This window comes from Aquirufa sp., from assembly GCF_044239315.1.
GTDB lineage: Bacteria > Bacteroidota > Bacteroidia > Cytophagales > Spirosomataceae > Aquirufa.
The window spans coordinates 110508-123438 of sequence record NZ_JBIIBQ010000005.1; the positions used below are offsets into that span (position 1 = coordinate 110508).

The 12931-nt window shown below is 40.1% G+C and carries 14 protein-coding genes; 5 read left to right on the top strand and 9 right to left on the bottom strand.

All coding sequences use genetic code 11. From position 1 onward, the window contains the following. Positions 1-301 precede the first annotated feature (301 nt). Together ACILP5_RS03070 and ACILP5_RS03075 are read left to right on the top strand one after the other, a co-directional pair. Positions 302-649, top strand: a complete 348-nt coding sequence (locus ACILP5_RS03070; protein WP_395617187.1) for an ArsR/SmtB family transcription factor — start codon at positions 302-304, stop codon at positions 647-649. A gap of 24 nt (positions 650-673) precedes the next feature. Further along, entirely contained in the window at positions 674-1009 is a 336-nt protein-coding gene (locus tag ACILP5_RS03075; RefSeq protein WP_395617188.1) for a hypothetical protein, read from the top strand. Between the two features lie 90 nt (positions 1010-1099). Here ACILP5_RS03075 and fumC read toward each other — a convergent pair whose 3' ends face one another. Beyond that, positions 1100-2503, bottom strand: coding sequence for a class II fumarate hydratase (fumC, locus tag ACILP5_RS03080; RefSeq protein WP_395617189.1), 1404 nt, complete (start codon positions 2501-2503; stop codon positions 1100-1102). A gap of 57 nt (positions 2504-2560) precedes the next feature. Here fumC and ACILP5_RS03085 point away from each other — a divergent pair, with 57 nt between their 5' ends. After that, on the top strand, positions 2561-2899 hold the full coding sequence (locus tag ACILP5_RS03085) for a Spx/MgsR family RNA polymerase-binding regulatory protein (RefSeq protein WP_395617190.1): 339 nt from the start codon (positions 2561-2563) through the stop codon (positions 2897-2899). Here ACILP5_RS03085 and ACILP5_RS03090 read toward each other — a convergent pair. From ACILP5_RS03090 to rsfS, 8 genes are all read right to left on the bottom strand, one after another. After that, positions 2896-4206 carry an ABC transporter permease gene (locus ACILP5_RS03090; RefSeq protein ID WP_395617191.1) on the bottom strand — a complete coding sequence of 437 codons (1311 nt, stop codon included), beginning with the start codon at positions 4204-4206 and terminating at the stop codon, positions 2896-2898. The two genes, ACILP5_RS03085 and ACILP5_RS03090, sit on opposite strands and share 4 nt — an antisense overlap. Before the next feature lie 3 nt (positions 4207-4209). Beyond that, positions 4210-5103, bottom strand: coding sequence for an ABC transporter ATP-binding protein (locus tag ACILP5_RS03095; protein ID WP_395617192.1), 894 nt, complete (start codon positions 5101-5103; stop codon positions 4210-4212). A gap of 88 nt (positions 5104-5191) precedes the next feature. Beyond that, positions 5192-5725, bottom strand: a complete 534-nt coding sequence (locus tag ACILP5_RS03100; RefSeq protein WP_395617193.1) for a TrmH family RNA methyltransferase — start codon at positions 5723-5725, stop codon at positions 5192-5194. 2 nt (positions 5726-5727) lie between these two features. Then, positions 5728-6705, bottom strand: a complete 978-nt coding sequence (locus ACILP5_RS03105) for an acyl-ACP desaturase (protein WP_395617194.1) — start codon at positions 6703-6705, stop codon at positions 5728-5730. Positions 6706-6750: 45 nt separating this feature from the next. Continuing rightward, the gene (locus ACILP5_RS03110) at positions 6751-8250 is read right to left on the bottom strand and encodes a glycoside hydrolase family 32 protein (protein ID WP_395617195.1); all 1500 of its coding nucleotides are present in this window, start codon (positions 8248-8250) and stop codon (positions 6751-6753) included. Next, positions 8204-9007 (bottom strand): UDP-2,3-diacylglucosamine diphosphatase, encoded by an 804-nt coding sequence (locus tag ACILP5_RS03115; protein ID WP_395617196.1) that lies wholly within the window; start codon positions 9005-9007, stop codon positions 8204-8206. Before ACILP5_RS03115 ends, ACILP5_RS03110 begins: the two co-directional genes overlap by 47 nt. Positions 9008-9045: 38 nt before the next feature. Next, complete coding sequence (gene ftsH / locus ACILP5_RS03120) at positions 9046-11205, bottom strand: ATP-dependent zinc metalloprotease FtsH (RefSeq protein ID WP_395617197.1); 2160 nt, start codon at positions 11203-11205, stop codon at positions 9046-9048. A 68-nt stretch (positions 11206-11273) separates the two neighbouring features. After that, positions 11274-11660, bottom strand: a complete 387-nt coding sequence (rsfS, locus tag ACILP5_RS03125; RefSeq protein ID WP_395617198.1) for a ribosome silencing factor — start codon at positions 11658-11660, stop codon at positions 11274-11276. Positions 11661-11753: 93 nt separating this feature from the next. Here rsfS and ACILP5_RS03130 point away from each other — a divergent pair, with 93 nt between their 5' ends. Beyond that, positions 11754-12542, top strand: coding sequence for a biotin--[acetyl-CoA-carboxylase] ligase (locus ACILP5_RS03130; protein WP_395617199.1), 789 nt, complete (start codon positions 11754-11756; stop codon positions 12540-12542). A gap of 20 nt (positions 12543-12562) precedes the next feature. Continuing rightward, positions 12563-12931, top strand: a 369-nt coding sequence (locus ACILP5_RS03135; protein WP_395617200.1) for an AMP-binding protein, incomplete at its 3' end; no start/stop codon positions are given.

Here is a 12931-nt window from a genome sequence, read left to right on the forward strand (position 1 = left end):
AGTCGTCACTTCGTGACTTAGTCGACTACGACTTAGTCGGTAGTCGATAGTCACTAGTCGCTAGTCCAGAAGAGTATGCCCATTCACCATTCACCATCCATCATTTACCACTTACCATCTCTACTCTCTATTCTAATATTTAGCAATACTGCTATATATTGATAATATCAATTATCTAAATTGCTAAATATTACTTGTCTATATTGCTAATTAATTAGTATAACCGCTAACAAGCATATCAATATGTTGATTTGGAGATTTAAAATCAATATATTAACTTAGCTAAATATCAAATAATAGCATGGCTGTAGAGAACATAGCAAAAGCTTTAGGGGATGAGTCTAGAAGGAAAATCATCGAACTATTAAAGGACGGAGAGCTTCCTGCTACGGCTATATTTGATCAATTTGACTACGCCGCCCCTACTATATCCAGGCATTTATCAGTTTTGAAAGATGCAGGATTAGTGAGTACGCGTAGAAATGGAGTCTTCATTTATTATTCATTAGAGAAGGATGCACTTCGTCAATTAGATGAATGGCTCTCCCCTTTCCTACCAAAAGCGAAGGTAGCTCCGAAAGAAAAATCCATTCCAACTCCGAAAATACCGAAGGAAAATCCTTTTGATAAATTCCAGTCCGAATTTTAAATTAGTAGAATAATACAATTTTTTATGAAGCGATTTGTGTTCATTATTAGAGGTCCAGTCAGCGGAATTTCCAGCGAATCTAGCCTTGCATCAGAAGCTGAATTAGACCAAATTCGGACCTGGTTGAAAGGTCTAAAATCGACCTACGCAGATATGCTTTTTCAGAAATTTTCAGGTGAAAAAAAGGCCCTAAATCAAAGTGGAATTTTAGACCATCTACTGATTTCGCAAATCGATGGTGGAGAAATTTCTCAGATCGTCACACTAATTTTGCCTGACTTACAAGTAGCCGAAGAAATTGCAGCAAGCTTTCCTTTCCCGAACGAGTTTTATAGCTTAGAGTTGAGAGAAATGGCTTAAATGCCAAGTAAACCCATAAAAAAAGGCCCATACTGAATGTATGAGCCTTTTTTATTTATTCGCGACGAGAATCGCGTATTTTTCTTCTCCTTATAGATTGATCTCGCCTACCATATTCTCAGGCTTAACCCAAGCATCAAATTCCTCAGCAGTTAAATAACCTAAAGAAATCGCTGTTTCCTTAAGCGTAGAGCCATTTTTGTGCGCAGTCTGAGCAATTTCAGCTGCTTTGTAGTATCCGATCTTTGTATTTAAAGCGGTAACTAACATCAATGAGTTATTTACGTGCTTCTTAATGTTATCATGCAATGGTTCGATACCTACTGCACACTTATCATTGAATGCCACACACACATCACCGATTAGGCGAGCAGAGTGTAAGAAGTTATAAATCATCACTGGCTTGAACACATTTAGCTCAAAATGGCCGTTTGAACCACCGATTCCGATAGCAACGTCGTTACCCATTACTTGCGCAGCTACCATCGTCATCGCCTCACATTGTGTTGGATTTACCTTACCCGGCATGATTGAAGAGCCTGGCTCATTATCTGGAATATAGATTTCTCCAATCCCTGAACGAGGGCCAGAAGAAAGCATACGAACATCGTTTCCGATCTTCATTAAGCTAACTGCAACTGTTTTTAAGGCTCCGTGCGCCTCTACAATCGCATCGTGGGCAGCTAATGCCTCGAACTTGTTTTCAGCCGTTACAAATGGCAATCCTGTTAATGTTGCAATGTGCTTTGCTACGTTCTCAGAATAACCTTTAGGCGTATTAATACCCGTTCCTACAGCCGTTCCCCCTAATGCTAACTCAGATAAATGCGCTAAGGAGTTATTGATTGCACGTAAACCGTGATCTAATTGCGAAACATAACCAGAAAATTCTTGACCTAATGTCAATGGAGTCGCATCCATAAAGTGTGTACGACCTATTTTAACCACATTTTTAAAGGCTTTTGCTTTGGCAGCCAATGTATCACGCAATTTTGTAATTCCAGGGATGGTTACCTCTACTAGCGTTTGATAGGCCGCAATGTGCATCGCCGTAGGGAATGTATCGTTGGAGGATTGGGACTTGTTTACATCATCGTTTGGATGTACAAATTTCTGCTCATCGAGTAAATTACCCCCTTGCAAAACGTGTGCACGGTAGGCAATTACTTCGTTGCAATTCATGTTAGATTGGGTACCTGAACCAGTTTGCCAAACCACTAAAGGGAATTGATCTGCCCATTGGCCTTCTAAAATCTCGTCACAAACTTGAGCGATTAAATTTTTCTTCGCTTCCTCTAACACTCCCGCCTCAAAATTCGTAATCGCCGCTGCCTTTTTTAGAAAAGCGAAAGCCCGAATAATCTCTTTGGGCATCTTATTAATATCTTGAGCAATCGGGAAATTCTCAATGGAACGTTGCGTCTGAGCGCCCCAATAAACATGAGCAGGCACTTGCACCTTACCCATAGTATCCTTTTCAATTCTATACTCCATACGATGTTTTGTATTAAATTTGTCTTAGTTCACAAAAATACCACCAAAATCAATAAGATGCTCACTATTTACGGAATTCCTGCTTGCAATACGATGAAAAAAACGTTTGATTATTTAAACGAAAAAGGGATTCCTTTTGCGTTTCATAATTATAAAAAAAGTGGCATCGAGGCCGCGCAACTACGCTATTTCATCGAGCAATTAGGCGAAGAAACGGTGTTGAACAAACAGGGGAGCACCTACCGTCAGTTAAGCGATACCGAAAAAGCAAATCTAGATGTATTCACCTATCTACAAGAAAAAACATCTGCCATCAAGAGACCTATTTTGGTCCAAAATGACAGATGTTTCGCTGGATTCAAACCAGAAGAATTAGCTAATTGGCTGGCGAGTTAACCTTTATAAAAAAGCCATTTGGCCATCTCTTTGACCGTAACTTTCTTACCATACATCAAAATTCCTACACGGTATATTCGGGCAGAAATCCAACTACATCCTAGGAATCCTATGACTAATAAAACCATGGAAGTCGCTAATTCCCACATCGGAACGCCATAAGGCAACCGAACCATCATGTTAATCGGCGATGTGAAGGGGATCATGGAGGCCCAAAAAGCCATCGTACTATCCGGATCCTGCATCGTGAATTGTGCCATCACAAATGCCAAAATAATCGGTAACATAACGATAAAAGTAAATTGCTGCGCTTCAGCTGTATTCTCTACCGCACTACCTATCGCTGCGAAAAGAGAGCTATACAATAAATACCCAAACAAGAAATAGAACAGAAATCCACCTACGACTAACGGAATATTCGTGCTTTCGATCACTTTGGTTACTTCCGACATAGGAGACGCATTTTCTACTTGTTTAGCTGCCTCTGGATCCACTTTTTTCATTTGCTCCATTTTCTGCTTTACCGGACTTACAGAGTAGAAAGTCGACGCCACCTGTGACAAGCCAATCGTTAACACAATCCACAATAAAAACTGGGTTAAGCCCACCATTCCTACCCCTAAAATCTTACCTAGCATTAACTGATAAGGCTTGATAGACGATATAATCACTTCAATTATACGACTACTTTTCTCTTCAATTACGCCAGCCATTACTTGTGATCCATACAATAACAAGGTGATATAAAGTAGCATTCCCATCACACCAGCTAATATCATAGCCCCGCCTGAAGATGAACTCGTTTCATTACCTGAATCAGAAACCGTAATGGTCTCACTACCCACGTCTACTTGCGTTTTATCATAAATATCTGAAGCTATTCCTGCTTCTTTCATGAGTGTAGCTCTTACCTTTTTCTCAATGACCCGCTCAATCGTTGACTTTAAAGGCAAGCTTAAATTCTTTTCCGAATAGATTTTGAGCTCTTTTGATTGCGTCAAAATATCCTTTGGAAGATGTACAAAAGCAGTATATCCTTCCTTCGTAAATGACTTTTTCAATTCCTCAGCAGGTTTTTTCACTAAAGTAAACTCCACTTCCTTATCCTTCAGATCTGCAATTTGAAACAAGCCGCTTTCATCTAAAATCTCTACCCGCTTTACTTCCTTATCTTGCATCGCTAACCAGATAGGTACGGCATAAATAGCCGTAATTAAAATAGGCCCTAACAAAGAGGCTATCCAGAAGGATTTCTTTTGAATACGGGTCAAATATTCCCGCTGAATCACTAATAATATCTTGTTCATGGCTTATTTCGTTTCGGCTACTACTTGAATAAATATGTCATTAAAGGATGGAATCACCTCTTTAAACTCAAATAAATCAACTTGCTTGATTAGGGCTGCAATGGCTTGATTCGTTTGGTCAGGCTGAGTCAATTTGATAGTTGCTCTGTTCTTTTGAGGGTCGACACTAATGATTTCAAATGCCTTGGAATCAGCTAATTGACCCGAATAGGAGATCTCGTACTCAAACTTTTTGAACCGATTCCTCACCTCATCTTTTTCGCCCGTTAATACTACCTGAGAACGATTAATCAGCGCAATGCTATCGCATAATTCCTCGACCGATTCCATGCGGTGGGTAGAAAATAAGATCGTTGTCCCCCTTTCTTTCAACCCCAAAATCTCATCTTTCAGCATATTCGCATTGATGGGGTCAAAACCTGAAAAAGGCTCATCTAGAATCAATAATTTAGGCTCATGTACCACGGTAGCAATAAACTGGGTCTTTTGCTGCATTCCTTTGGAGAGATCATCTACCTGCTTATTCCACCAATCTTTTATATCCAGACGGATAAACCAATCCTTCAATCTATTCTGCGCCTCTGCCTTAGAAAGTCCTTTTAATTGGGCCAAATAAAGTAACTGCTCCCCTACCTTCATTTTCTTGTACAAGCCACGCTCCTCCGGCAAATAACCTATCTGCTCGACGTGCTTCGGCTGTAAAAGTTCTCCATCGAACAAGACACGTCCTTCATCAGGAGCAGTTATCTGGTTAATTATTCGAATGAGTGAAGTTTTTCCAGCACCATTGGGACCCAAAAGCCCAAAAATCTGCCCCTTAGGAATCTCCAAGCTAACTCCTGCAAGCGCTGTGTGATCTGCATAACGCTTAACCACGTTTTGAATAGATAGTATCATAGATTGAGTTTAACGAAACGAAATTAAACAAAAATTTCGTTCGAATCCTGGTAAAAGGATGAACGCAAAATAAAAAGGATGAACGAAATTAGGCGATAATTTTGGACACAAAATCCCAAATAACGACCCCCATACTTACAGATACATTCAAAGAATGCTTTGTTCCAAACTGAGGAATCTCTAAACTAAAATCAGCCTCTTGAATCCACTCATCATTGACCCCAAAAACCTCGTTACCGAACACAAAAGCATATTTTTTACCTTTAACAGGTTCAAATTTCTCTAATGAAACAGCGCCTTGCACTTGTTCTACACATACGATTTGGTATCCCTCCGCTCGTAACGCCTGACGGCTAGCAGCTCCCTCCTCAAAATACAACCAATCTACAGATTCATCTGCGCCCAAGGCTGTTTTTGAAATTTCTCGGTGGGGAGGTTGTGCGGTAATTCCACACAAATGAATGACAGCACACTTAAAGGCATCCCCTGTTCGAAAGGCAGAACCTATGTTATTCATACTCCTAATGTCATCTAAAACGATCACATAAGGGAATTTTTCAGTGGTTTTATACGCGGATATATCGAGCCTATTGAGCTCATCCATGGATAACTTCTTTGACATATTTACGCAATCCAAGAGAAAGGATACGCTAATTCAGGCACCTTAACTCGATCTGCTAATTTTTCTAAACGGGCTGGCAAATTTGCCACATAATCACGTGCCTTTTCTGCTGTTTCATTCAATCCAGTCATTTTTTCGATTTCCCAATCAGCGATTAAACCTTTCATGATCGTCACATAATCAGTGGTCGTATAAACACCTAAACGTTGTGCCGCATCAGAGAAATGCTCGAATAAAGAGCTTTTTGCGCCATTTATTTCGCGTAAAAAATGCGCTGGCATCACAATCTTCTTTTTCATCATATCAGCGAAAGCAAGCATCATTTCGTTCGGATCTAAGGTAAAAATTTCAGAAACAAAAGAACGATAGGCCTTGTGGTGACGTAATTCATCCGCCGCAATTTGCGCACACATACGAGATAAAAGAGAATTACCGTGTTGCTTAGCTAAGGAAGCCGTGCGTCGGTGAGAAATATTCGTTGCTAATTCTTGAAACGAGGTGTAAACGAAGTTACGGTATGGATCTGCGGAAGTTCCAATGTCAAATCCGTCTGCAATTAAGTATTGAGTAGAAACGGCTACGGCCTTCATATCTACCTTTCCTGATAAATACAAATAGGTGCCTAGCAAATTACCGTGGCGATTTTCTTCTGCTGTCCAGGTACGAATCCAACGTGCCCAGCCATCATTTTGGTCCACTTGATTCACTGTATCCATTCCTAATAACCAAGATTCGTAGGTAGGTAATGCTTCTTCTGTAATGGTATCCCCCACTAAAACGGCCCAGTAATCATAAGGCAGTTCGTTCGCTGCCTCTTGCAAGGCTTTCACATCCGCAAAGAAAGAATCCTTAGTCGAATCGGGTAGCATGTCAGCTGGCTGCCAATTGGTCTCGATCGGGACTAAATAATCCTTCACATAAGAATCCATGTTTTTAGCGAGCTCCGTCATGACCTCTAAGCGTGTGTGAATTTGTGACATTCGTTTTTGGTTAAATTAAAAGTTTAGGAAGATACAAATAAATTGCTATTTTATCTCCCAAATGCGCAATTCCTTTATCCTGAGCTCACCGCCTAACGATACTAATCGAACAGACTCTTTTTTAGTCGGAAAGCGCAAGGAACTGATAGCTACCGTGCCATCTTGAGCCAATAATTCTAAAGTAGAATGGTCTACCACCAATTGCAAGACTTTATCTTCTCCTTTGATCAAGGGAGCAGATTGAATCATATCAAAACCTGGAGCAGGAACGACACCACTTAAACGGCGGTCAATAAACCACTCTTGGCTCTTCTCATCGAATCCAATACGCGTTAATTCTGGATTTTCTTTGGCCTCATTCCCTAATTCAATACCCCATTGTTTGGCATTGCTTGCATCCACTCTTAATTCGATGATGTAGGTCTTATCCTGAAGAAACTTCATCCCAGATAAAGTTTTGCTTCCCTTCAGTACTAAATTTTTAGCTTCAAAACTTGGTTTCGAACTTGTTAAATCAGGCTTTAATACCTGTTTTAATTTTAAACCCTGCGCAGTACGCTTCAAAGAGAGCGTTCTAGCGAGTGACATTTGACCCTTCCAAGGGAAAGTAGGCTGCTCTTTTCCATAAGACCAACTTAACATCCAACCTAACCAAAATACCTCCTTATTCACCGTATTGTAAAAGGGAATTGCGGCATAGAAATCTCGGCCATAATCCACATAATTTACCTGCTCTTTAGGTGCCTCATTGGTAAAGGTTTTGCCGTCAAAATTTCCAACAAAGTACTGCATTCCAACCGCCTTTTTGTAGGGTCCTTGACTCGATAGAGCTAACACCCACTTCGTTTCCTTCGAATTCTCTACTGGTAATTCCAATAAAGAAGGGCATTCCCAAATCATATCAATGTCACCCTGCTGAACAAATTCGCTCAATAGAGACCAATGAATCAAGTCCTTTGACCCATAAAACTGAGCCGTATATTCCCAAGGTTTCACCACCGTCATCACATATTGCTTTGATGGTGCATGCCAAATAATGTTAGGGTCTCTGAAATCCTTCAAATTGATGCTTAAAACCGGATTCTTATCGTATTTCGTCCAAGTCAGTCCTTCATCATTGGAGTAAGCCAAATGCTGCTCTTGTAAGGTATTTGGATAATCTGCTGTATAAATGGCAATCAATAATGGCTTGTTAGGATCTCCTAAACCAGACACATGGTCTTTATCATATACAACGCATCCAGAAAAGATGTATTCCTTGCCGTGGGGAATTGCGACGGGCAATTCTTCCCAATGCAATAAATCTCTACTTTTTGCATGACCCCAACTCATATTCCCCCATTCGTTTCCTTGTGGGTTATATTGATAGAAAAGATGGTAATTGCCGTTGATATAGATTAATCCATTGGGATCATTTGTCCAATTTTTCTTAGGACTAAAATGAATAGCTGGGCGCCATTGCTCCGTTGATTGTATCGTTCTCTTCTGAGAAAACGTATTAAACGCGATCAGCGTTAAAATGAATAAAGTCGATTTTATTTTCATCTAGCTGGAGATAATAAGCATTTTTAAAATGAGGATTAAACCAATCCCCAAGGTTGTAATAAGTGGCTCCTGAGGCAAGAGGAAAAGCAATCGGATGATGTCGATGGCCAAAGACAAAGGCTTGAACGGTTGGCTTCATTTGAGCCACATCACGCACATAAGATAAAATATAATCCGTATCGGGATTAAATGCTTGCTCGCCTTTTGTCATCGTACTTTCTTTACTGGTAGATGACCATAAATGGGCCAAACTAATCCCGACATTCGGATGTAAGAAACCAAAAAACCATTGTGCCAAACGATTCGTGAACACTTTCTTCAATAGCTTGTAACCTGTATCTCCAGGTCCTAAGCCATCACCATGACCAATATGCAACTGAAATTGCTTATTTGTTGCCTTGATGATTAAATCAGCTGGTTCTCTATAAATTTTAACGCCTAATTCCTTCTCGAGATAATCCCACATCCACAAATCATGGTTACCCACAAAAATATGTATCGTAATTCCTTGATCAGCCAAGGCAGATAACTTCCCTAAAAAGCGAATAAAACCTCGCGGAACTGCCGTCTTATACTCAAACCAAAAATCAAACAAATCACCTAACAGAAATAAATCCTGCGCATCTGACTGAACCTGATCTAACCAAGAAACTAAAGCCTTTTCGCGCTCTCTTGAAGTGTTTTCATCCGGAAAACCCAGATGGAAATCTGAAGCGAAATATACTTTCTTACCAGAAGTCAGATTAATGTGAATCATATCAAAAAAATGGGGCGACTTTTAGGCGCCCCAATTAATTAACTATCAGTACCTGTTGATTTAGGCTTTCTTGCTCTTGGCTTAGCTGCCAGCTCTTTCGAAGTAGCTGGCTTTTTAGCTGCTGGCTTTTTTGCTGGAGTCTTTTTAACTACCTCAGCCTTTTTAGGTGCATTCTTCTTCTCCTCAGCTAAATCACGCTCATCCTTCGCGTCCTTACGTTTTTTCTCCGTTTCTCCCTTGATAAACTCTTGGTAAGAAGTCAATTGCTCAAAAGGACGAGGTCCAACAAGAGCCTCTAAATCGCTCTGAAATAAAACCTCTTTTTTCAATAATTGCTCAGCTAAAATCGTCAATTTATCTTGCTTCGATTTCAACAATTTTTTCGTGCGCTCGTATGCCTCCTTAATAATTTTACGAACCTCCTCATCAATTTCACGTGCAGTCGTTTCAGAATATGGCTTATTAAATTGATACTCCGATCCTTTGGAATCATAATACGAGATATTGCCTAATTTTTCGTTCATACCATAAATGGTCACCATCGAGTAAGCTAATTTCGTAATGCGTTCTAAGTCATTTTGAGCGCCCGTGGAGATCTTTCCAAAGACAATTTCCTCCGCCGCACGGCCACCTAATGTCACACACATCTCATCCATCAATTGCTCTGTGCGATATAAGAACTGCTCTTTAGGCAAGTATTGCGCATAACCTAAGGCTGCCACCCCGCGAGGGACAATGGATACTTTAACCAATGGATTTGCGTGCTCTAAGAACCAACCTGCAATCGCATGTCCCGCTTCATGGAACGCAACTATTTTCTTCTCCTCAGGAGAGATTAACTTGTTCTTCTTTTCCAAACCACCAATTACGCGATCCATCGCCTCTTGGAAGTCATTCATATCTACCGCCGTTTTCGAACGACGAGCTGCGATTAAAGCCGCTTCGTTACATACATTCGCAATCTCAGCTCCTGCAAAACCAGGAGTTTGCGCTGCTAATTCTTTAGGGTCAGTGTCTGCCGCTAATTTCAAAGGCTTCAAGTGAACTTTAAAAATAGCCTCCCGACCGATGATATCTGGTTTATCGATGGAGATCTGACGATCAAAACGACCTGGACGCAATAAGGCTGGATCTAATACATCTGGACGGTTAGTAGCCGCCATGATGATGATACCTGAATCTGTTGCAAAACCATCCATCTCTACTAAAAGGGAGTTCAACGTATTTTCTCGCTCATCGTTTCCACCTGGCATCGAGCCACGACCACGTGAACGACCTACTGCATCAATCTCATCAATAAAGATGATACAAGGTGCTTTTTCTTTCGCTTGTTTGAACAAATCACGCACACGTGCTGCTCCCACACCTACGAACATTTCTACGAAATCAGAACCTGATAAAGAGAAAAACGGTACACCTGCTTCCCCTGCCACTGCTTTCGCTAGTAAGGTTTTACCCGTACCTGGAGGGCCTACTAAAAGTGCACCCTTAGGGATTTTACCGCCCAAATCAGTGAATTTTTTAGGGAATTTTAAGAACTCAACGATCTCCTGAATCTCTTCTTTCGCCTCATCTAATCCAGCTACATCATTAAACGTAATTTTTACTTTCGATTCACCTTCGATTAATGTAGCACGGGAGCGACCAATGTTGAAAATTTGGCCTCCACCACCAGCTCCTCCACCCATTCGGAAGAATAAAAAATAGAAGCTTAATCCCATCAAAATAAAGAATCCCCAAGTACCTAACCAGTCCAAAGGACCTGTTCTCGTCTCTGGAGAAGCCATAATTTGCTCTGCGCGGGGGAAGGCTTTTTGGCGATCCTCTAGGAAACGCTCAAAACTTTCTTTCGAATTAATCTCAAATTCAAAGTGAGGAACCTGACCAGTAGGAACCACTTTCTGCGTTGTATTTTTCTTGAAATACTTAGGAATAAAGGCTGGCTTTAAACTAACCTCGACGATTTTATCGTTGACAATTATCACCTTTTCTACCTCTTTTTGAATCAACATCGACTCAAACTGCTTAATCGTTATCGGCTGTAAAGTCGTTTCCTTCGAAAAGAAAAACATGCTGACAACGGCGATCATTAGACCTACTACCATCCAGCTCTGGAATCCGCCAGCTGGTTTTTTAGGCATTCTTGGTTGCAAGCCTGAACGCTTCGCGTTTTTAAAATTATTCCCTTGTTTGGCCATTTTGAATTTTTATTGTTGGGCATTAAACACCTAGATAGGTGCAAAGGTTCTATAAATCTAAAATAATATTAATCAGGGATCACGGTAAATTTAGCATCACCCCACAACTCTTCTAACTTAAAAAACGCACGTTTATCCTTCAAGAATACGTGAACGATGACATCATAATAATCCATCAAAATCCACTCACGATTCGCTTTACCCTCAACCGCATGTACATGTATTTTACCTGATTCCCACACTTGTTTATCCACTGAATCAGCGATTGCGTCAATTTGCGTGTCTGAAGTACCTGAACAAATCACAAAAAAATCGGTAAATGCATTATCCACTTTTCGCAAATCCAACACCGTAATTTCTTGTGCTTTTTTATCCTGCATGCCTTTCACCACCCAGCTAACCATTTCCTTTGACGCCTCGACTTGCTTAGCGGTTTTCTTAAGCGTTTTACTCATAAATGTTTTTTCAGTATTAATTTGTGTAACAAGAAACCAATAACGAATTAAAATCTAAATTTGTTCTTGTAACCCTAAAATTACAAATAATAATTGAACAATTACCAAGCCAATACGCGCTTCGTCGGCAAAAAGAGTAAATATCTAGACATTTGTCCATCGACTAATTCTTTGGCATTATCTGATGCTTTAAATGCAGATATAGAAGAAGGATTCGCCTGGATCGCTGGCCATCAAACCGCAGGAAGAGGTCAAAGAGGAAATACCTGGAATGCTGAACCTAATCAAAATCTGACGCTCTCCTATTTGTTACGTCCTCCACACCATTTACTAGAGAAGCAATTCTTTTTAAGCAAAGCCATAGCCATTGGAATTTTATCTGGTTTGGAAGCATGGTCTCGCACTACCCAAGGGGAAAATTTCAATTTTGAGATCAAATGGCCGAATGATATCTACTTAGATGGTGTTAAAATGGGTGGCATTCTGATTGAAAATAATATTCAAGCAGGAAAATGGAGTTTCTCCATTATCGGAATTGGACTGAATATCAATCAAACAACTTTTGAAAATATCAGAGGCACTTCACTCCGCTCTTATTTAGATTTACCACAAGCTATTTCACTAACTGAAATCTACAAATACCTATCTGAAGGCATCGAAGAGGCTTATGTTCAATTCTCAAGTGAGGCATTCAATAGAATAGACGAAATTTACCACGAAAAATTATTCAGACGTTCTCAATGGGCATTATATGAGGCTGCAAATGAGAAATTCGAAGGTAAAATTATAGGAGTAAACGAAAAAGGATTATTAGAAATTGAAAAAGAATTCACGGTAGAATCCTATGATTTAAAGGAAATAAGTTTTATTTTTCCTTCCTAATAAACCTCTAGATACACCACATGATTTCGCATTACCAAAGCAATTTGGAGAATTTTCTTCATTGGGCAAAGCACACTCCTGATCGACTTTATTTAAGGCAACCCATTGGAGATCAATACATTGATTATTCCTTTTCTGCGGCTTCAGTTGAAGTTAAAAAAATAGCCCAATTCATTCAGAATAAGCTTAAAAAAGGCTCGAAAAATGTAGGCATTCTTTCCAAAAACTCTGCCCATTGGATGATGGCAGACTTAGCTATTGCCGCTGCAGGGGGTATATCTGTACCCTTTTATGCTACGTTAACAAAAGAACAACTCAACCAAGTTTTGGTACATTCTGAATGCCAAATCCTGATCGTGGGAAAATTGGATCATTGGGAAAAAATAAAG